18 protein-coding genes and 1 riboswitch are annotated in these 20,656 nt (G+C 41.2%); of the genes, 12 read left to right on the forward strand and 6 right to left on the reverse strand.

Going from position 1 to position 20,656, the window contains the following annotated elements; genetic code table 11:
* Positions 1-12 precede the first annotated feature (12 nt).
* A riboswitch (cyclic di-GMP riboswitch) is annotated at positions 13-97 on the reverse strand.
* 272 nt (positions 98-369) lie between these two features.
* Both M5A78_RS09525 and gdhA read right to left on the reverse strand, forming a co-directional pair.
* Positions 370-495, reverse strand: coding sequence for a DUF4023 domain-containing protein (locus M5A78_RS09525; protein ID WP_248735034.1), 126 nt, complete (start codon positions 493-495; stop codon positions 370-372).
* Between the two features lie 109 nt (positions 496-604).
* Complete coding sequence (gene gdhA, locus M5A78_RS09530) at positions 605-1,987, reverse strand: NADP-specific glutamate dehydrogenase (RefSeq protein WP_248735035.1); 1,383 nt, start codon at positions 1,985-1,987, stop codon at positions 605-607.
* Positions 1,988-2,226: 239 nt separating this feature from the next.
* Here gdhA and M5A78_RS09535 point away from each other — a divergent pair, with 239 nt between their 5' ends.
* The 3 genes from M5A78_RS09535 to M5A78_RS09545 all read left to right on the forward strand — a co-directional run bounded on the left by M5A78_RS09535 (position 2,227) and on the right by M5A78_RS09545 (position 5,900).
* Positions 2,227-3,132, forward strand: coding sequence for a LysR family transcriptional regulator (locus M5A78_RS09535; RefSeq protein ID WP_248735036.1), 906 nt, complete (start codon positions 2,227-2,229; stop codon positions 3,130-3,132).
* Between the two features lie 135 nt (positions 3,133-3,267).
* Positions 3,268-4,896 carry an FMN-binding glutamate synthase family protein gene (locus M5A78_RS09540; protein WP_248735037.1) on the forward strand — a complete coding sequence of 543 codons (1,629 nt, stop codon included), beginning with the start codon at positions 3,268-3,270 and terminating at the stop codon, positions 4,894-4,896.
* 62 nt (positions 4,897-4,958) lie between these two features.
* Positions 4,959-5,900, forward strand: a complete 942-nt coding sequence (locus M5A78_RS09545; protein WP_248735038.1) for a phosphotransferase — start codon at positions 4,959-4,961, stop codon at positions 5,898-5,900.
* 48 nt (positions 5,901-5,948) lie between these two features.
* Here the strand turns inward: M5A78_RS09545 and pepT are convergent, their stop codons facing one another.
* The gene (pepT, locus tag M5A78_RS09550) at positions 5,949-7,181 is read right to left on the reverse strand and encodes a peptidase T (protein WP_248735039.1); all 1,233 of its coding nucleotides are present in this window, start codon (positions 7,179-7,181) and stop codon (positions 5,949-5,951) included.
* Positions 7,182-7,468: 287 nt separating this feature from the next.
* Entirely contained in the window at positions 7,469-8,437 is a 969-nt protein-coding gene (locus tag M5A78_RS09555) for a nuclease-related domain-containing protein (RefSeq protein WP_248735040.1), read from the reverse strand.
* A gap of 212 nt (positions 8,438-8,649) precedes the next feature.
* Between M5A78_RS09555 and M5A78_RS09560 the strand changes: the two genes are divergently transcribed.
* From M5A78_RS09560 to M5A78_RS09590, 7 genes are all read left to right on the forward strand, one after another.
* Positions 8,650-9,273, forward strand: coding sequence for a TetR/AcrR family transcriptional regulator (locus M5A78_RS09560; RefSeq protein ID WP_248735041.1), 624 nt, complete (start codon positions 8,650-8,652; stop codon positions 9,271-9,273).
* Positions 9,274-9,287: 14 nt separating this feature from the next.
* Entirely contained in the window at positions 9,288-10,172 is an 885-nt protein-coding gene (locus M5A78_RS09565) for an ABC transporter ATP-binding protein (protein ID WP_248735042.1), read from the forward strand.
* Between the two features lie 6 nt (positions 10,173-10,178).
* Positions 10,179-10,976, forward strand: a complete 798-nt coding sequence (locus tag M5A78_RS09570) for an ABC transporter permease subunit (protein WP_248735043.1) — start codon at positions 10,179-10,181, stop codon at positions 10,974-10,976.
* Between the two features lie 24 nt (positions 10,977-11,000).
* Positions 11,001-11,798: an ABC transporter permease subunit gene (locus M5A78_RS09575; RefSeq protein ID WP_248735044.1), complete on the forward strand. Its 798-nt coding sequence runs from the start codon at positions 11,001-11,003 to the stop codon at positions 11,796-11,798.
* 364 nt (positions 11,799-12,162) lie between these two features.
* Positions 12,163-12,510, forward strand: a complete 348-nt coding sequence (locus tag M5A78_RS09580; RefSeq protein ID WP_248735045.1) for an ASCH domain-containing protein — start codon at positions 12,163-12,165, stop codon at positions 12,508-12,510.
* Positions 12,511-12,677: 167 nt separating this feature from the next.
* Positions 12,678-14,408: an ABC transporter ATP-binding protein gene (locus M5A78_RS09585; RefSeq protein WP_248735046.1), complete on the forward strand. Its 1,731-nt coding sequence runs from the start codon at positions 12,678-12,680 to the stop codon at positions 14,406-14,408.
* Between the two features lies 1 nt (position 14,409).
* On the forward strand, positions 14,410-16,266 hold the full coding sequence (locus M5A78_RS09590; protein WP_248735047.1) for an ABC transporter ATP-binding protein: 1,857 nt from the start codon (positions 14,410-14,412) through the stop codon (positions 16,264-16,266).
* Between the two features lie 42 nt (positions 16,267-16,308).
* On the opposite strand, the gene M5A78_RS09595 is transcribed toward M5A78_RS09590, so the two are convergent.
* Positions 16,309-16,488 carry a hypothetical protein gene (locus M5A78_RS09595; RefSeq protein WP_248735048.1) on the reverse strand — a complete coding sequence of 60 codons (180 nt, stop codon included), beginning with the start codon at positions 16,486-16,488 and terminating at the stop codon, positions 16,309-16,311.
* Between the two features lie 29 nt (positions 16,489-16,517).
* On the reverse strand, positions 16,518-18,284 hold the full coding sequence (locus M5A78_RS09600) for a metallophosphoesterase (RefSeq protein ID WP_248735049.1): 1,767 nt from the start codon (positions 18,282-18,284) through the stop codon (positions 16,518-16,520).
* Between the two features lie 219 nt (positions 18,285-18,503).
* Here M5A78_RS09600 and M5A78_RS09605 point away from each other — a divergent pair, with 219 nt between their 5' ends.
* Both M5A78_RS09605 and M5A78_RS24795 read left to right on the forward strand, forming a co-directional pair.
* On the forward strand, positions 18,504-19,169 hold the full coding sequence (locus M5A78_RS09605; RefSeq protein ID WP_248735050.1) for a hypothetical protein: 666 nt from the start codon (positions 18,504-18,506) through the stop codon (positions 19,167-19,169).
* Between the two features lie 134 nt (positions 19,170-19,303).
* Positions 19,304-20,374: a hypothetical protein gene (locus tag M5A78_RS24795; protein ID WP_319942269.1), complete on the forward strand. Its 1,071-nt coding sequence runs from the start codon at positions 19,304-19,306 to the stop codon at positions 20,372-20,374.
* Positions 20,375-20,656 lie beyond the last annotated feature (282 nt).

Raw genomic sequence — 20,656 nt, forward strand, 5'->3', positions numbered from 1 at the left:
ATAATAAATAATACCAAAGAAGGCCGGTTACACTACTAGCTCCATATAACCAAAGTGTCCAATGATAAGGTTATATTTCAACGCTTCCCTTTATTAAAAAAATATCCACTCCTTCTATCACCCCCTAATATCTTGGAAAAATCCAATAGAGAAATTTAACAAAATAGTGCAAAAGTCATAAAATAGCTTGTACATTTCCATGTTATCTCGACATGAATTATTAAGAAAGAGATTTCGTTCGACAAAAAATACAAATGTAACGATATATAGAACAATGATAAAAAACTAGATTAGCAGCTTACTAGTAACCAAGTTTAAATAAAAAAAAACAAGCCATGGCTTGTGTCATGGCTTGTTTCTCTACAATGATTAATGCCTATGATTCGGTAATTTCCCGCTTGGATTACCTTTGCCGTGGCGTTCTTTGTTTTTCTCGGCCTTTTCCTGATCTTCCTGCAGCTTTTCGACAAATGCATGGGTGTCTTTGTTATCCATATCGCTAAACCTCCTTGATAATTGAACCAATGTTAATGTAACCAGTCGACAAGGAAAACATGCAGACCGTGGTCGAAGGAAATAAAAAAATCTCCCTAGAAGGAGATTTTTAAATCACACCCTGCGCTAGCATCGCGTCAGCAACTTTAGTGAACCCGGCGATGTTGGCGCCGACAACCAAGTTACCTGCGAAGCCGTATTCTTCGGCAGCCTTCACACTGTTTTGATAAATGTTAATCATGATTTGGTGCAGTTTGGCATCAACTTCCTCAAACGTCCATGAAAGGCGTGCACTGTTTTGCGCCATTTCTAAGGCCGATACTGCTACACCACCGGCATTAGCGGCTTTACCCGGGCCAAACAGCACCTCGCTGTTGAGGAATACATCGACGGCTGCTAATGTGGAAGGCATGTTTGCGCCTTCTCCGATCGCTTTAACGCCGTTTGCAACAAGAATTTTTGCCGCAGTTTCATCAATTTCATTTTGGGTTGCACAAGGTAAGGCGATGTCACACGGAATTGACCAAATCCCAGAGCATCCATCGAAATATTGAGCATGTGGGTGGTATTTCACATACTCGCTGATTCTTTTTCGCTCGACTTCTTTAATTTGTTTAATGGTCTCTAAATTAATGCCATTATCATCATAGATATAACCATTGGAATCACTGCAGGCAACAACCTTGGCACCGAACTGCACTGCTTTTTCCATGGCATAAATGGACACATTACCGGAGCCGGAAACAACGACCGTACTGCCGCAAAAGCTCAGTCCTTTGTCTTTTAACATTTCGCGGACAAAATAAACCGTGCCATAGCCTGTCGCTTCCGTACGTGCTAAGCTGCCACCATATCCCAATCCTTTGCCGGTAAACACCCCTGCTTCAAAGCCGCCGCGAAGTTTTTTATACATCCCAAACATATAGCCGATTTCTCTTGCCCCGACCCCGATATCCCCTGCTGGAACATCGACATCTGGTCCAATATGGCGATAAAGCTCGCTCATGAAGCTTTGGCAGAAGCTCATGATTTCGCCATCCGACCTTTCCTTCGGATCAAAGTCAGAACCCCCTTTTCCGCCGCCAATTGGCTGTCCAGTTAAAGAGTTTTTGAAAATTTGTTCAAAACCTAAAAATTTAATAATGCTGGCATTCACGGATGGGTGGAAACGTAAACCACCTTTATAAGGACCGATTGCACTGTTGAACTGGACACGGAATCCGCGATTTACTTGAACCCTGCCACAATCATCCACCCAGGGAACCCGAAATGTAATGACTCTTTCTGGTTCGACAATCCTTTCAAGAATCCCTTGTTCAATATATTTTGGGTGTTTCGCAAAAACGGGCACAAGGGAATCAAAGATTTCTTTCACCGCCTGATGAAATTCAGTTTCGAAAGCGTTGCGATTTTTCACAGTTTCGAAAACTTTATTCACATAATCCCTTGCTGCTGTAGTTCCAGATAGTTTTACTTCCTCAATTGTTTGCATGGAATTCACCCCTTTAAAAAAAATATATATTAATTGAATATTCTTCCTATAATTATCGTTTTATTCTATTATTAATAAATAATCTAAACAATATGAAAAATAGATAAGATTAATGCCATTATTAGATGAATAAAGAAAATGAGCTAACGGTCGGCCCTTTAGGCGGTTCATCGATTGAAATTTCCGCATTTGTGATGGAAACATCCATTCACATAAGCTGAGAAAAGGAGTGGTAGGTGTTGGAGTTAAGACAGATTCAATATTTTATTGAGGTCGCAAAAAGAGAGCATGTGACTGAGGCTGCTCACATCTTGCATGTTGCTCAGTCGGCAGTGAGCAGGCAGATTTTTAATTTGGAAGCTGAATTAGGAGTAAGTTTGTTTATTCGTGAAGGGCGGAATGTGAAGCTGACACCAATTGGATCTATGTTTTTAGAGCAAATGGAACAAGCGATGAAGCTAATTGACAATGCAAAACGAGAAGTGGAGGAATATTTAGATCCCGAGAAAGGAACGATTCGAATTGGCTTCCCAAGCAGTCTGGCAGCCTACACCTTGCCAACGGCCATTTCCGCCTTTCGTGAGCGCTATCCCCATGTAAAATTCCAGCTGAACCAGGGTTCCTACCTGTCGTTAATCGATGGTGTCGTGAAAGGGGAATTTAACTTAGCGCTTCTTGGTCCGGTGCCTAAGAAGGAAAAAAAGATTAAAGGAAAAACGTTATTTACAGAAAATATCGTTGCCTTGCTGCCTTCCGGTCACCCTCTTGCCGAAAAACGCATTTTAAAATTAAGTGAATTACGGGAGGATTCATTTATCCTATTCCCTAAGGGGTATATTTTACGTGAAATCATTGTCAATGCTTGCGAGCAGATAGGCTTTCATCCACAAGTGTCCTTTGAGGGTGAGGATATTGATGCGATTAAAGGCTTGGTCTCCGCCGGCCTTGGTGTGACCCTTATTCCTGAAATCACGTTAATTGACAGCTACCCCCGTTCAACGGTAAAAATCCCTATTACTGAGCCCGATGTCACCCGGACCGTCGGGGTTATTATTCCAAGTGAACGTGAACTGCTGCCAACAGAAAGGCTTTTTTATGAGTTTCTAAGTGAGTTTTTTAGTATTTTAGACAGGTTTCGGAATTAAGGATCATGCACCAAAAGTTGGAGCGGATTTACTCCTTGTGCTAAAATTAGGATTAAATACATTTACACATTATATATATTATTAATAAGCTTCCTAGTTTAGCAGGATGGTGCCTGACACCCAATAAGGGGGGATATGAATTTGTTATTGACGGTTTTGATTATTTTATTGATTGTTTTTATCGGGGGCCCGATTTGTTTGTTTCTTTGGCTCCATTCTTTGGCGAAAAAACCACAGCATTCGATTATCCGAGCACATCCGTATTTGGGCTGGATGCGCTACCTGTTAGAAAAAATGGGTCCTGAGCTCAGGCAATATTGGTTTGATAGCGATAATGGCAGCGGTCCCTTTTCGCGTGCGGACTTTTTGGGAATTGTCTTTTCTGCCAAATATCGCAGCGACCTGTTAAGTTTTGGCTCCAAACGTGACTTTGAAAAACCAGGCTATTATATTGCTAATGGTTTATTTCCGCTTTTAAATGAAGAATTAAAGGTCGACAATCAAGAAAAAATTCATGCGATGAAATACAAAATTGACCATGAGGGATTGTTTACTCGACGTGAACACCTTGAAAAGGATGAGGTTACACGCTGGCTCTATCCTGAAGAAGATGCCATCGTCGTTGGCCCTGAACGTGATATCCCTTGGAGACTTTGCGGACCCTTCGGTGCATCAGCAACATCTTATGGGGCGGTTGGCGAGCACTATATTCTTTCCACAGGCCATGGCAGCAGTATGGCTGGCGGTTCCTGGATTAATACCGGGGAAGGCGGAATCGCGCCGGAACATTTAGAAAGCGGTGCCGATATTGTCGCCCAAATTGGACCTGGCTTATTTGGCTACCGTGATCCGGATGGGAATTTTTCGCTTGCAGAATTTAAATTGAAGGCAGAAGCAGCAAATATAAAAGCATTTGAACTCAAATTTGGCCAAGGGGCAAAAATCCGCGGTGGCCATCTCGAAGGAACGAAGGTCACGCCAAAAGTGGCAAGCATACGTAAAGTACCCGTAGGCCAAACGATCAATTCGCCGAACCGCTTTCCATTTTTGCATAACTCTTATGAAACCTTGCAGTTTATCAAAATCCTACAAGCTGAGGGTGGAAAACCTGTAGGTATTAAAATTGTCGTCGGCTATCATGCGAATCTCGATGAGTTTTTTGAGGCCATGAATCAACTGCAAATCTATCCGGATTTTATCACCGTTGATGGCGGTGAAGGCGGCACGGGTGCAACCTTTAAATCAATGGCGGACAGCATGGGACTCCCGCTTTTTCCAGCCTTAATTGCTGTTGTTGATAAAGCCTGTCTGTTTGGTGTTCGCGACAAAATAAAGATTTTTGCTTCAGGAAAACTAATATCTGCCGATAAAATTGCGATTGCCCTTGGGATTGGAGCCGATGCGGTCAACTCTGCCCGCGGCTTTATGATTGCCAATGGCTGTATAATGGCGATGCAATGTCATACGGGTAAATGTCCGGCAGGTGTAACGACAACCGATCCTAAATACCAAGAAGCGCTTGTGCCCGAGGAAAAGAAATGGCGTGTGATGAATTATATTATCAATGTCCGCCAAGGTCTTTTTGCCCTGGCAGCTGCTTGTGGCATCGATACACCGCGGAAATTCACGCGTGACCATATTGTTTTTAAAGCTGCCGATGGACGGGTGAAAAGATTGTCGGAATTGTATCCCCTACCGAGCTCCATGGGAGTTTTGCCGAAAAGACAGCTAAAGGACGAAGTGGAGAATTTAGATGTAGGGTAATTTGTGATGAATGTTAATGGGAAACTGTGGAATCGAATTTTATCTGAATAGGTGGGTCGTCTATGGCGCTGCCACAAAATATTGTCCTTGCCAGCGGTATGTTAAATGACGGGTTAATCTTAAAAAGAGAAACCCTCTATAAAGGGATAAATGGAAGATGGGTAGAAAGATTCTATTTATCCCCTTCGGAAAGCTATATTTTTAAACCATTAACGAATGATGGTCAATTAGGAAAAGAAGTATGGGTCCATGAGCATATTCTCTCCTTATTCCCAGCTATTTTTCCTAAAATAATCTCCTACATGATTAGTGAAGATCCGGAATTGAATTGGATGATTCTTGAGGACCTTGGCCAGCTTTCACATGATTTTAATGAGAAAAGTGTTTTTGGTGTAATCAAGTGGACAGCTTGGTGGCATTCCCTTCCAGTTGAAAAATTTAGGGATGTTCCATTAGCAGGGTTGAAACCACGGGTCGAGGAAATTGCCGCCGATATTTGCTTGAAGAAGGATGAATTTCTTCGGTTACTGCCAGTTTTACAAATCGAAGAGCGGCACATTCAACATATTTACTCACTGCTTGATAGATTTGTATTTTCAAAGAAATTGGTTTTGTCGCATGGAGATTTGCATTTGGGGAATTATGCAATTGTGAATAATAAGCTGATGATTTTGGACTGGGAACATTCCCATTTAAATACACCATACTGGGATTTATATCATATTATTGACATGTCCCATCCCCTTTTTCCAAAGGAAATAACGAGCAAGTTTCGGGAGAGCGTTTTGAGATACTATCTTGACCACGTTAATCTGGAAATCGATGAAGCTGTGTTTATGAAGGAATATCATTTGTTCTCAGCTGTTTTCTCGATTTGGATGATCTTACTTATTCAAAAAGACTTACAGGCTAACGATGGCAAATGGCCTGTGGATCAACTGAATGCTCAGCTGAAAGAGACTGTTGCTAGTCTTAAGCAATGTGCCGCAGCTCTATATATTTGAAAAAGCTAACCCGTGATTCGATTAGGGTTAGCTTTCTTTTTTGAAAAATTAAGCCTTTTGTTCTGTAAGTTTAATGATTTCAATAACGGTATTTGTTGCTTTGATCATATTATCGACAGAAATAAATTCGTACTTGCCGTGGAAGTTTTCGCCGCCGGTAAAAATATTGGGAGTTGGCAGCCCCATATAAGAAAGCTGTGAGCCATCAGTGCCGCCGCGGATTGGCTTAATAATTGGCTTGATGTCCAAGCTCACCATCGCCTCGTGAGCGATATCGACAATTTCCATTACCGGTTTGATTTTTTCACCCATGTTGTAATATTGGTCGTTCAATTCGAGCAGGATGCTATCACTGCCGTATTTCCCCTTGAATTCGTTGACAATGTTTTCAATTGTCGTTTTTCTCGCATGGAAGTTTTCTCTGTCATGGTCTCTGATAATATAGTTTAGTTTTGTTTGTTCTACATCGCCGTTGAAGGATAGCAGATGGAAGAAGCCTTCGTACCCTTCGGTATGTTCAGGTGCCTCGCCAGCTGGCAGTTTGCTATGTAATTCCATCGCAATTTTCATTGAGTTGACCATTTTGTCCTTGGCTGAGCCAGGATGAATATTGGTACCTTTAATTGTAATTTTCGCTGCCGCTGCGTTGAAGCTTTCGTATTCTAACTCCCCGAGCGGACCACCGTCCACGGTATAAGCATAGTTGGCATTGAAGGCCGCAACGTCGAACTTATGTGGACCTCTGCCAATTTCCTCATCCGGGGTGAACGCAACGCGGACCTTACCGTGCTTGATTTCTGGATGGTTAATCAAGTAAGCCATCGCGGTCATGATTTCGGTGACGCCAGCTTTGTTATCGGCTCCAAGTAGGGTCGTGCCGTCGGTTGTGATTAAGGTGTGGCCTTTGTATTCTGGAAGGCTTGGGAAGTCCTTTGGTGACATGACAACCTTTAGGGATTTATTTAAAACAATTTCTTCGCCATCGTAGTTTTCAACGATTTGCGGATTGACATTTGTACCGGTAAAATCCGTCGCTGTATCTACATGGGCGAGGAAGCCGATGGTGGGTACTTGTTTTTCGGTATTGGACGGCAAGGTTGCCATCACATAGCCATTCTCGTCGATCGCTACCTCTTCCATACCAATCGTTTCTAATTCCTCGACCAGCATACGGAGCAGTGTCCACTGCCCTTCTGTTGATGGACAGGTTTCGCTGCTTTCATCAGACTGCGTGTCCACTTTTACATAGGAAGTAAATCTTTCAATGAGTTCATTTTTCACTTTTTATTACACTCCCCTTTTTGGTTTTTGTTCATAAATATCATAACATTATGAGAAGTTGGTTACACGTTTTTCGGGAAATCGTTATCATGGAAAGTGGTTACTGTCGTATGAGCCTTAGTTACTGTCGGATAGAACAGAATTACTGTCGGATAGAACCGCATAACTGTCGGATAGCAAGGTAACTGTCGTAAAGAACTGTGTTACTGTCGGATAAGGCAGTATAACTGTCGTATAGAGCCGCATAACTGTCGGATAGAGCTGAATTACTGTCGGATAGAACGGAATTACTGTCGGATAACAAATTTCGCATTTTTTTGCCAAGGAGTAGTGTTATTGAAGTCCATTAAATAGGTCCGGTTTCTAAATGTTCCTTGGCATTGCCAATTCATACTTTGTAAAATACGTTTTGCGACTTGAATATCATCAATATGCAGAAACTCCCTGCACTCACTATTCGTAATCGTCCGTTTAAAAACCAAAAACCACTCCAACAAAGTTTTTTGATGGGCCAAGCGGTCTGTTGCTTGGCAAAAAGGACAAACCCAAGTCCTAACAATCTTAATCATCCCTAACCTACCGCACCCATCACACCTTACCCCTGTTTGAAAGTCCCCAAAAGGTAAATCATATGTCTCACAAATTGGTTTTGGAATAAAACGCTGATGACTATTAAGGAGCTCAGCAGATAGCCAATTGAACGTTTCATTATCTAATTTTTTTGCTTTTTGTGGGATGCTTTTAATAAAAGAGGGAATCAAGTATGGATATAAAAGCTTGGTTTTTGCAGGGGGAACCGCAACAATTTGCTTCGGATAGGCCAGCACAATGGCCCCATAAATAGGGAGATGGATGTTCCGACTTCTAAGCCAATCAGTCAATAATTCGCAATTTCGTTCCAATTGGACAACAGGACTTTCAAAGCCATCTTTGTGCCCGTCGTCCCTGGTACGAAGTAACTGAGGAGGATTGTCCTTAAACTCAAGGACACCTCCAATATTTTTTACCTCTAAAACAACACCATACCAAGGTGTCATCACATAAGTGTCCATTTGAAACTTTACATCTGATGAGGGAGATAAATCGTGAAAAATGTGGTTATCGAATGGAAATGACTGCTTCCGGAAAATCTCTGCGACCCTTTCCTCGCCTCCGATTCCAGCCTCTACTGAAGCTTGCATAGCGGCTAAGACAGGCAAGCTTGGATGGCCTGCAGACAGTCGATTTTGAGAAACGATTAAACCTTCTAATTTCAATGATGCATCCCTGTTTTTAACATTAATGGTCCTTCACCTCCGTAAAAATAGTACCTTCATCATGCATCGTAGCACATTCCGAAAAGTCGTACTATAAATTTCATATTTTTGTAAAAAATATAGATTGACCACCATTGACCGGGGGAGTCAACGGGAGTATAATGATTCTATTGACTGGTGTGGTCAACGACTTTAAAAGGAGGACTGCCACAGTGTTTTCGAAATTTCTCAACCTAGATCAGGAAAAACAAGACCGAATCATCAATGCCGCCATTAAGGAATTTGCCCAGAAAGGATATGATAATGCCTCGACCAATGAAATCGTGAAAGAGGCTGGTATTTCAAAGGGGTTGTTGTTCCATTATTTCGGCAATAAAAAGCAAATGTTTCTATTTTTGTTTGACTATTGTTATAGGCTCATTTCCGAACAGTTTTATCAAAGAATCGACTTAACGGAAAAGGACTTTTTCACAAGAATTCAGCAAGCGGTTTTGATTAAAATGGAACTACTCACAACATATCCAGACCTCTTCAAGTTTATTGAAGAAGCTTATTTGGAGGATTCAACGGAAGTTAAAGCGGATGTAGAAAAAAAGATTAAGGAACTGAACAGTATCAATATCGGAAAAGTTTACGAGGGTATCGATTTTTCAAAATTCCGAGATGACATGGATATCAAAAAGGTCTTAAAGATTATCACTTGGACCTTTGAAAAAATGAGTGAAGAAGAGCTTTTTAAGGCAAAGCTATCACCAACACATGAAATTGATTATGAAAAAATATTTCTTGAGGCAGAAGAGTATTTTGAGATATTAATGAAAACTTTTTATAAATGAGGGGGGCTATCAAGATGAATGTGATTGAAATAAAAAATCTAACCAAAACTTACGGAAAGGCCAGAGGAATCACCGACATTAGCTTTAACGTCGAACAAGGCGAAATTTTTGGCTTCATCGGTCCAAATGGTGCTGGTAAATCAACTACCATTCGTACACTGCTATCCCTTATCTATCCAACGAGCGGTAGCGCGACGATTTTTGGAAAAGACTGCATTCAATTTGCTCCGGAAATTAAAAAGGAAATTGGCTATTTGCCGTCTGAAGTCTTTTACTATGACAATATGAAAGTGAAAGACCTATTAAAATACTCAGCTAGTTTTTATAAAAAGGATTGCACTAAGCGAATCAAAGAATTGGCGGAGATTATGGACTTGGATCTCAATAAAAAAATCGATGACCTCTCGTTAGGAAACAAAAAGAAGGTCGGGATTGTGCAAGGACTGCTTCATGAACCAAAGCTGATCATATTAGATGAACCGACGAGTGGGCTCGACCCACTGATGCAGCAAAAATTCTTTGACATCTTAGAAGAAGAGAACAAAAAAGGTGCGACGATTTTATTTTCATCACACATTCTCAGCGAGGTACAAAGACTGTGTAATCGCGTCGCCATCATTAAAGAAGGTAAAATCGTTACCGTTGAAAAAATTAGTACATTAAAAGAAAACAACTATAAAAAGTTAAAAATTGAAACGAAAGCACCGTTAGAAAAGGATTACTTCCAAATCAGCGGAGTCAATAAATTAGAGGTGAATGATAACATAACTAGCTTTTTATTTCGGGGTAATATCAACACAGTAATGAAAAAAATCGCTGATATAGAAATTGCCAACCTGTGGATTGAAGAGCCAGACCTTGAGGAGATCTTTATGCATTATTATGAAAAGGAGGCCTAAGAAGCTATGAATATATTTTTGCATGAATTAAGGGCCTATCGGAAATCGACAATCATATGGTCGATTTCGTTAACCCTGATCGTGGTCTTTTATCTGTCATTGTATCCTTCTTTTGCGCATGATGCAGAGGAATTCACAAAAATACTTGAAGGGTATCCAGAGGCGATTAGAAATGCAATAGGAATAAATCTGGGAGGATTCTTTACGATTCTAGGCTTCTATTGCTTCCCTTTATCGTTTATTACACTTTGTGGTGCCATTCAGGCGATGAACCTTGGGACTTCCATTGTCAGCAAGGAAGTCCGTGAAAAAACAGCGGATTTTCTGTTAACAAAGCCTGTTACCCGGACGAGAATTTTGACATCCAAACTATTGGCGGTACTCACCGCCATCGTCTTGACGAATATCGTTTATTTAGCTGCTGCCAGCATCATGGCTTTTCAAGTAAAGACAGAAGACTTTAGCTTTAAACTATTTATCATGCTTTCTCTCACTTTGTTCTTTGTTCAGCTAATTTTTCTAGCGTTAGGATTGATCATTTCTGTTATCGTTTCGAAGCTAAAATCGGTGCTGACCGTGTCACTCGGAACCGTGTTTGCATTTTACTTTTTAGGGATGCTTAGCAGTACGTCTGGTGAGGAAGCAAAACGATATATATCGCCGTTTAAATATTTTGACACCGCCTATATTATGAAGCATGCAAGCTACGAGTCCTCCTTTTTAATTGCTGGGGCCATCATTATTATTCTTGCAATTGTGGCGAGTTATTTCGTATATACAAAAAAGGATATCCATGCTGTATAGCTTGCTAATTGGAGGGATTTGGTCATGAATATATTTTTAAAAGAATTGAAGTCACATCGAAAATCGCTCATCTTTTGGAGCATTGGTGTCTTCCTCATGGTGGTCTCAGGAATGGCGAAATTTGAAGCCTATTCTTCATCGGGCCAATCAATCAATGAGATGATGGCCGATATTCCAAAATCACTAAGAGCTGTCTTGGGGTTCAGCGACTTGGATCTATCGAAGGCTAGTGGGTATTATGGTATGCTTTTCTTATATTTGTTATTGATGGCCACCATCCATGCGGCCATGCTTGGAGCAACGATTATTGCCAAAGAAGAGCGGGACAAAACGTCTGAGTTTTTATTCGTAAAGCCAGTATCAAGAACTACCGTCATTACGGCAAAATTATTAGCTGCATCTGTAAATATCGTCATCTTTAATCTTGTAACTCTCGTTTCTTCGATCATCCTCATGGGACATTACAGCCATGGTGAGGATGTCAGTGGTGAGATCGCTATTTTAATGGCGGGAATGTTCATTTTGCAGGTCTTGTTTATGGTTATCGGTAGCGCCCTTGCTGCTGTAAAAAAGAAACCAAAGACAGCGGCGTCCCTTGCAACAGGAATCCTTTTGCTTACCTATATGTTATCGGTTACGATTGATTTGAATGAGAATATGGAACCCTTAAAATACTTAACCCCTTTTAAATATTTTGAGGCGAAAAATGTCATGGTTGGCAGCGGGTTGGACGTCACTTTCGTTGTCATATCTGTTGTTTGGATTACCGTTCTTTCATATGTAACCTATGTGTTTTATCAAAAAAGAGATTTAAATGGATAAAAAACTATCATGAGCCTCAACTCCCAACCCTATCCTGAAAATAAATTTAGAGAACAAGGCGTAGTCACCTAATAAAGGCGGTGAGAGCAGAGTTAGACTTCACATATTTTGTCTTGTGAAATGGGTATTTCACTTTATCTGGTTAAAGTGATTCATTTTTGCGGCGCTCCGCCCCTTTTCCACAGAAAAGACCGATTTTGGTCTTTTTTTGCGCTGTTGCATGGTAGAAAATTAATGTACGATATGTTTTTCGTCGGTTCCTTATGTGAATGGTAGGAACTTTCCTCTATTAAGCCAGTTGCTTTTATTAAGTTAAGGATAGTGTTAATATAGGTAGGTGAATTGGAAAAAGGAGGATAAATGGATGACTCAAAATGAAAATAATGCTTTACCGCCAAAAACCTGTTCCATTGAACGGTTAGTGACGATGGAAGCGGATGTAAAGAAAGTACTGGCTGGAGAAAAAACAGCGACACGTCGGAATGGCAGATATGCCGACCCAGGTGAAATCATGACCCTTGAAGGGAACCAGTTTGTAGTTGAAAAGGTGTATTCGCAAAGCCTAGGTGAGCTTACCGATGCTGATGTCCGCCGCGAGGGCTTTGAAACAGTGGAGGATTATAAGCAATCCATTCTTTCCTACCATCCGGGTATGCCGTGGCTACCGCAAATGCGCGTGTGGGTCCATGAATTTAGCCCTGTCCAGGAGTAATAATAGCTACTAGTGGTCCATGATTAATTTGTGGACCCTTTTTTGGTTTTTTTTCAACTCATGGATTATTCTAAATCCGCCGCATTCACAGTTCAATTCTTTTGTTAATCGAGGAAAACAAAATTATAATAAGTTTATTACGAGGTTCGAAATGCTGGGGTGGAATCATGAAATTTTTAGCAAAATACATTAAGAAATATTGGAAGTCTTTCAGCATTGCGGTCTTATTTCTCACCTTCGAGGCGATCAGTGATTTGCTGCAGCCAACGATTATGGCGAAAATTATCGATGAAGGTGTTGCCAATAAGGATATCAATTATGTGTTGAAAATGGGCGGCTTGATGTTGCTGATAACGGCATTTGGGGCGATGAGTGCCTCAACAAGAAGTGTTATGGCAAGCATTGTTTCACAGAATTTCGGCACAGAATTACGATCGGATTTATTCAAAAAAATTCAAACTCTCTCCTTTAAAAACCTCAATAAGTTTGACCGCGCGTCGTTAATCACCCGGCTGACGAATGACGTCACCCAAGTGCAAGTCTTCGTCAATGGACTGATGAGGATTTTCGTTAAGGCTCCCCTGTTAGCGATAGGCGGCTTAATCATGGCGGCGCGCCTCAACCTCCATTTATCCGTGGTACTGGCTGTAGTTGTGCCGATTGTTACCTTGTTAATTATTGTTAATTTACGCTTAGGCTTTCCGCTATTTGCTAAGGTGCAAAGGGCATTGGACTGGGTAAACAGTGTAATGCGTGAGTATTTATCAGGTGTTCGTGTCGTTAAGGCGTTTAATCGCTTCGATGTTGAGATAGGCAAGTTTACCAAGGCGAATGATCATTTTAAGGACCAATCAATCGCAGCGGGCCGCCTCATGGCGACTTTCAGCCCGGCAATAATGTTGACCGTAAACCTTGGTATCGTCGTAGTTCTTTGGATAGGCGGCTTAGGGGTCGACACCGGGAAAATTCAGGTCGGTCATATCATTGCCTTTACCAATTATATGACGCAAATTTTATTTTCGCTGATGATGATTTCGATGGTTTTTAATATGTTTGTCAGAGCAAAAGCCTCGGCAGGAAGAATTGACGAGGTATTTTTACAGGAAGATAGCCTTTCTTGGAAAAATGAGACAGTAAGGCCGTCTCACCTGGAAAAAGGCAGAATTGATTTTGAGCATGTTTCCTTTTCCTATGAAGGGACAATGGGTGAAGCGGTGTTAAAAAATATTACCCTTACCATCCTGCCTGGCGAAACGGTCGGCATCATCGGTTCAACCGGCTCAGGGAAAAGCAGCTTAGTTGGTCTGATTCCCCGTTTTTACGATGTCACGAGCGGAACCATTAAAGTAGATGGCGAAGATATTAAACATGTTAATCCGAAAAGATTACGGGAGAAAATTGCCTTTGTACCGCAGAAAAATGTGTTGTTTACTGGTACTGTGGCGGAAAATATTCAGTGGGGCAAAGAGGATGCCCCGCAAGAAGAAGTCGAAGCTGCAGCAACCCATGCTTGCGCCCATGATTTTATTACTGCTTCTCCTGAAGGCTATCAAACAAGAATTGGCCAGGGGGGCGTTAATTTTTCCGGTGGACAGAAACAGCGGATTGCGATAGCTAGGGCCTTAGTGAAAAGGCCGGAAATCTTAATCTTGGACGATAGTACAAGTGCGATTGATGTGGCAACGGAGGCCCAAATAAAAGCAGCCTTGAAGAAGTATGCCACGGGCCTCACCTGTCTATTAATCGCCCAGCGGATTACTTCGATTATCGATGCCGACAAAATTCTTGTCCTTGACCAAGGGGAAGTGGTCGGATTTGGAACACATCAGGATTTATTAACGGAGTGTACCGTTTACCAGGAAATTTATCAATCGCAGATCGGCAAGGAGGTGCTGTAATTTGTCAAAGGGAACAGAACAGACAGAAAATAATCCTTCAACTCCCCCTCCATTAAGACCTGGTGGCGCTCACCGACTTCGCGGCCCGGTTGTGAAACCGAAAAACTTTAAGGGAACATTGAAACGTCTGTGGAACTATTTTGGCAAAGAGAGAAAGATGCTCTCACTAATCTTTTTCTTTATTCTACTTGATTCAGCACTTATGCTTCTTGCCCCGTTCTTGATCGGAAAAGCCGTAGATGCGATGAGTCTTCATAACGGAAAAGTTGATTTCAATTTTCTAGAAGTGATGATTGTCATTCTGATATTCGCTTATGTCGGTGATGCCGTGCTCACTTTTTTTCAGGGCTGGTTAATGGCCGGAGTTGCCCAGCGCATTGTCAAAAGCCTACGGGATGCCCTTTTTAAAAAGCTCCAAGGGCTGCCGGTTGCCTTTTTTGATTCTCGTACCCACGGAGAATTAATGAGCAGGTTGACGAACGATGTCGATAATGTCAGTAACACGATTTCCCAGTCGACCACACAGCTGATGTCAGGGTTAATGGTCATTGTCGGTTCGTTAATCATGATGGTAATTTTAAGCCCTGTGTTAACAGTGGCAAGCTTAGTTACCGTGCCGCTCGTCTTCTTGCTGACCCGGACAATTGCGAAAAAAACGAGCGTCTTTTTTAAAAATCAACAAGTTGAGCTAGGTAAATTGAATGGCCATATTGAGGAAACCATTTCTGGAATTGAAGTAGTCAAAGCCTTTAATCATGAGGAAAAGGTGATTGCGGAGTTTGATATTGTCAATACAAGACTCCGCGCGGTCGGCCTTAAGGCGCAAATTTGGTCTGGTTTCCTCATGCCGATTATGAATGTGATTAATAATCTCGGCTTTGCCATTGTGGCCGTCATTGGTGGCATTCTTGCAGTCAAGAGCTTAATCACGGTTGGAGCAATTGCCAGCTTTATCACCTATTCTAGGCAGTTTGTCAGACCACTTAATGATCTCGCCAATATTTTTAATATCCTCCAATCAGGTGTTGCTGGGGCAGAGCGCGTCTTTGAAATTATCGATGAACAAGAAGAGCTGGCGGATCCAACCAATGCGGTTGCCTTAGAAAACCCTAAAGGACATGTTGTCTTTGAAAATGTCAGCTTTGGTTACCGTTCAGATGTTCCAATTTTAAAGAATGTCAGTTTTGAGGCGATGATTGGCAGCAGCACGGCCTTGGTTGGTCCAACGGGGGCGGGAAAAACAACGATCGTTAATCTCCTGACGCGATTCTACGATGTGACCGAGGGGAGAATCCTCTTAGATGGCCGCGATATTCGTGCTTATACGAGAGACAGCTTAAGAAGTTGTTTTGGCTTTGTGCTTCAAGATACGTATTTGTTTTCGGGGACAATTAAGGAAAACATCAAGTATGGGAAGCCGGATGCCGACGATGGCGAGGTCGAAAAAGCAGCGAGGATGGCGAATGCTGATAGCTTTATTAACCGGCTGCCCCATCAATATGACACGGTCCTCTCAGAAAACGGCGGAAACCTCAGCCAAGGCGAGCGTCAGCTGTTAGCGATTGCGCGGGTGATTTTAGCGAAACCATCGTTACTCATTCTAGATGAAGCGACCAGCAGTATTGATACGAGAACCGAGCTCCATATTCAAGCAGCCTTACTCATGCTAATGGAGAATCGCACGAGCTTTATCATTGCCCACCGCTTAAATACTATTCGTGATGCTGATACCATTATGGTAATTGATGATGGACAAATCATCGAAAAAGGAAGCCATGATGAATTAATGGCTGCTAAAGGAAGATACTACAACATGTTTTTTAATCAATTTAAAAATGTCGAAGGTGCACTGGAATAAAACAAGCAGCCCCCGCTGTTACCACACAGCGGGGGCTTTATTTTAGCCGTTAGGAAAGTATAATTTCCAAACAGGCATAAGTGCAACTACGCCTCTGTCTTCGCCTAACGGCTTGCCAGTCGGCGAGTTTACATTTATCTCAGTCAAAGTGCTCCATAAGGAATGCTTCGGCAGCATTGGCATCGCACGAAGGAAAAGCGTTAGCTTTTTCGAGGAGTCCATACGCCACTAAACGGACTCTTGCACTTTTCTTATTTTCTCCAAAGGCCACTTGTAGAAAAGTAATACCACTTGCCGGCGATATAATACTTAGTATTGACCATGGCACCATCTGGTTTGAGGTAGTACCATTGACTGCCTTTCGCTAGCCAGCCCGTATACATAGCCCCGTTATTATCAAGATAGTACCAGTTGTTCTTGTTTCGAAGCCAGCCGATTTTCATGATACCATGCGAGTCAAGGAAGTACCATTTTTTGCCAAGGGAAATCCAGCCCGTCTGCATCGCTCCATTTTGGTTAAGATAGTACCATACAGTCCCATCCTTAAACCAGCCGGTCATCATTTCTCCTGATTTTTGAAGATAATACCATTTGCCATTAATGGAAATCCAGCCTGTCTGTAGCACTCCTGCTTGATCAAAGTAATACCAGCGGTTTTTATCGAACAGCCAGCCCGTTTGTTTTGCTCCTTCATTGGTATAGTAATACCAAGTATCTCCTTTTTGGTACCAGCCCTTTGGTCCTTGAGTGGTAAGGTTAATTTTTATTGGGTCAGCACTCAGATTGTCCCAGGCGTCAAGCGCGTAAATCTCGTAAGTATAGGACGTATGTGGAACTAAATTATTTATGGTTGCTGAAACCACTTCTTCAGGCTTCCAATATTGTGAATAGACCGTTTTGATGGTTTTGCCTGATTCTTTAATGACATAACGGTCAATAGCGGTATTATCCTGCCCCTGATCCCATGACAAGGTAACCGTTGTCGTGCCGAGATTGCTTATCCTTAAGTTTGAATTAGCGGTAAAGGTAGGTTTAACTGTGTCCTTAGCTGCTTCCTTGTATGGGATGGGAATGGTTGTAGACTTAATCCATGTGCCATCACTAAATTCTCTTGACTTCATTTCTACACGATCATCGTAAACATTTACAAGGTATCCTTGGGAAAAACCTGGAATACGACCATTCTCATTCCAGGTGTATTCCACTGAGCTTGTATTGACCATTGTAAATCCATCCTGATAAATACTTTTCGGATGGTTTAATGGATAGTGAGAATGTCCGGAAAATAGAATGGCTTGTGGGTATTTTTTTAAGATCGTTAATAATCGTTTACTGTCAAAACCGGCATTCCATTTGTCACTTCCGTAGACTGTGTTGGCAATTGGCTGATGTAAAAAAACAAAAATCGGTTTATTGCTTGCTGCCTCAACAGCCAACGTACGTTCGAACCATTGATATTGCTCTTCAGAAATATAGGCCCAGTCTTTCGCGTCGGGAAAGATATTTCCATAGGTTAATGACAAGGTTTTTGCCGATAATTCTCCTGCTAGGCTAATAAAATGATAACCTTTAATCCATTTATCAAAATAAATAGTAGATAGTGGATCTCCATTGTAGTCCATAAATCTCTTCTGCATCATTTCATCTGTTACGGTAGATGCTTTATCGACGTTTGATTCAAAATATTCGTGGTTGCCCATGGTAATAAATTGCTCGGCTCCAGGGTTTTTATTTTCTCCTAGGATTTGGTTAAAGGCTTTGTAATCTTCTTCGAATCCACGGTCAGTAAAATCACCTACCACCGCAATGGTGTCATACCCCGGGGCAATATTTTTCAGGTCAGTTAAAGCTTGTTTGAATTTGTTATTGGGATTTCCCTGATTAATATGTATATCACTCATGACCGCCATTTGGAGGGTTGGCTGCTCACTAGCTTCAACAAGGCTACTTGTCTCCAACGGGGAGAGGCAGGTAGCTGTTAATATAGCTGCGAATAAGGGAATTAATTTCTTCTTCATAGTTCAACCTCTTTCTTATTATTTGGTAGAAATAATCTATTTAACTAGTACTCAAGTAAATGGATAATATTTACTATAACCTTTTTAGAAACTATTTTAAATAGTATTGGCGGAATTCATCGCTAAATTATTTTAACATATAAATATATTGTCAACAAAACTACCAAAATATGATAATCTAGAAAGGATATTACTGAAAAAACAAAAGGTGGACCAAACGTGAAAAAGTGGAAAATGATCTTGAGTATCTTTGTGTTAGTGTTAGCAGTTGGAGCCGGAACCCTCTATTATTTTTTTAATATCAAAGAATATAAGACTGCTGATACAAAAGTTGATGAGATTGTAAAAAGTGATTACAAGGTGAAGTTGCCTGGTGAGGAAAATACCATGGACGGTTCTGGTGAACAAGCTAAGGAGCAAGGTGTAAACGAAACGGCTGAAACGGCTGAAACGGCTGAAACGGCAGAGGCAGGAATAGCAAAGGGTTCTAGCGGTAGTTACGAAGCGAATCGTAGCCAAAACGTGAAACCAACAGCTAATTCTATTTTAGAAAAATATCAACCATCATTCAAGGATTTAGAAGGTCAGGCAGATGGAAAGTTAAATTCCCTTATATCGTATGCCTATAGCGAATATCAAACAAAGAAGTCCAAAAGTGAAGACACATCCTATTTTTACTTTTACTCGAAATATAACGGTGCAGCGAAAACCCTTGAAGCAAGTACCGATAATTCCTTTTACTATATTTACAACTCCCTTGTAAAAGAGTTAGAAAAATATGGGTTTAGTTCAAAAGAAGCGAAGCCGATTAAAGACCATTATTTAAGTCTAAAAAAGCAAAGAAGATCTTCGTTAATGAATAGAGCGGCTGATTATTTAAAATAATTTGTTGAGTTTTGCATGAAAATGTTGTAGAAAATGGTATTATTATGTAAAATTATATTATTGCTTCTTATTCTTAGACTATTAATCTAGTTTATGTTTCAGAGGTTTAATACATAACATCAAGGAGGATTATTGTGAAAAGAATTATTGCACTATCAAGCTTTTTATTCCTTTTCCTTTTAGCAGTGCTTCCAGCAAATGTTTCTCATGCCGCAGCGGCTAAAAGTGTAGAAATTTCAGGTATCACTTTGTTTACCGATGCAGGTGAAATTAAGGCAATAAAAAAGGGTAACAACTTTACCTTTAATTTGATTGGTTTAAATGGGAAAATCCAAGTGAAAAAGATTGAATTTACTTCGGAAAATGCTACTACTGTTTCCCTTGATTCAAGATCAGATGAAGAATATTCAACTGACACTGATTTACGATTTGCAAATGGAGTTGCCTATTTAGATAAAGAAAAATATAAAAATTGGGCAAAACGCATTATTAAGGAAATTGCCGGAGAAGACTTTCCTTGGATTGAGGATGATGGAACCGACAATCTATTGACTGTTCAAGATCTCCGATATATCGCTGAAGATGATGAAGCACTTCCAGCCTATGTATCAGATGATAATGGAAATGAATCTGAGTTTTCTGTCACATTCGCTACTGCTGCATGGGTTACAAAAGACGGTAAATGGTTTTACATTGGACCTGAAAGTAATTCCACAACTGATTATGCAACCGGATGGGTTAACGATAAAGGAATATCGTACTATCTTGGCAAAGATGGTGTCATGCAAACTGGCTGGGTTAAGTCAGAAAACAAATGGTATTTATTAAAACCAAGTGGTGCAATGGCAACTGGCTGGGTGAAGGATAAGGGTACTTGGTACTACCTTAACGATAATGGTGCAATGGCAACTGGCTGGGTGAAGGATAAAGGTACTTGGTACTACCTTAACGGCAATGGTACGATGAAAACTGGCTGGGTTAAAACAAGCGGGAAATGGTACTTCTTAAACTCAAATGGTAAAATGGCAACTGGCTGGGCAAAAGTTTCAAACAAATGGTATTACCTTGATGGTAATGGTGTAATGAAAACTGGCTGGGTGGTAGTATCCAAGAAATGGTACTACCTATACAGCGACGGTCATATGGCAGTTAATACAAAAATCGGCTCTCATAAAATTGGTAAAGACGGAGCTTGGATTAAATAATGGAATAAAAGAGAGAATACGAGTTTTGTATTCTCTCTCAGATTGTCGAGAAAGGGTATATTTCTCGGCAATTTTTTAATAATGGATTGGCCCTGATAAATGGCCTGTTGATTTCCGCGGGGAGGTCCGGGAGCCTCCTCGGCGCTATACGCGCCTGCGAAGTCTCCCGTGACCTCTCTATCCCGCAGGAGTCGAGTGCCCTCCGCTCCAATCAACAGGGTGGCAAATCAACCTAAAGAATTGCAACACACTTTTTCTAACCTGGCTAAGTGTGTCGCAATC

It is taken from the genome of Neobacillus rhizosphaerae (assembly GCF_937468385.1).
Lineage (GTDB): Bacteria > Bacillota > Bacilli > Bacillales > Cytobacillaceae > Neobacillus > Neobacillus rhizosphaerae.

Bases quoted from the DNA above. Each gene is read 5' to 3' on its own strand.
- M5A78_RS09525 (WP_248735034.1), bottom strand. From the start codon at position 495: ATGGATAACAAAGACACCCATGCATTTGTCGAAAAGCTGCAGGAAGAT.
- gdhA (WP_248735035.1), bottom strand. From the start codon at position 1,987: ATGCAAACAATTGAGGAAGTAAAACTATCTGGAACTACAGCAGCAAGG.
- M5A78_RS09540 (WP_248735037.1), top strand. From the start codon at position 3,268: ATGAATTTGTTATTGACGGTTTTGATTATTTTATTGATTGTTTTTATC.
- M5A78_RS09545 (WP_248735038.1), top strand. From the start codon at position 4,959: ATGGCGCTGCCACAAAATATTGTCCTTGCCAGCGGTATGTTAAATGAC.
- M5A78_RS09565 (WP_248735042.1), top strand. From the start codon at position 9,288: ATGAATGTGATTGAAATAAAAAATCTAACCAAAACTTACGGAAAGGCC.
- M5A78_RS09570 (WP_248735043.1), top strand. From the start codon at position 10,179: ATGAATATATTTTTGCATGAATTAAGGGCCTATCGGAAATCGACAATC.
- M5A78_RS09575 (WP_248735044.1), top strand. From the start codon at position 11,001: ATGAATATATTTTTAAAAGAATTGAAGTCACATCGAAAATCGCTCATC.
- M5A78_RS09580 (WP_248735045.1), top strand. From the start codon at position 12,163: ATGACTCAAAATGAAAATAATGCTTTACCGCCAAAAACCTGTTCCATT.
- M5A78_RS09585 (WP_248735046.1), top strand. From the start codon at position 12,678: ATGAAATTTTTAGCAAAATACATTAAGAAATATTGGAAGTCTTTCAGC.
- M5A78_RS09595 (WP_248735048.1), bottom strand. From the start codon at position 16,488: ATGGACTCCTCGAAAAAGCTAACGCTTTTCCTTCGTGCGATGCCAATG.
- M5A78_RS09600 (WP_248735049.1), bottom strand. From the start codon at position 18,284: ATGAAGAAGAAATTAATTCCCTTATTCGCAGCTATATTAACAGCTACC.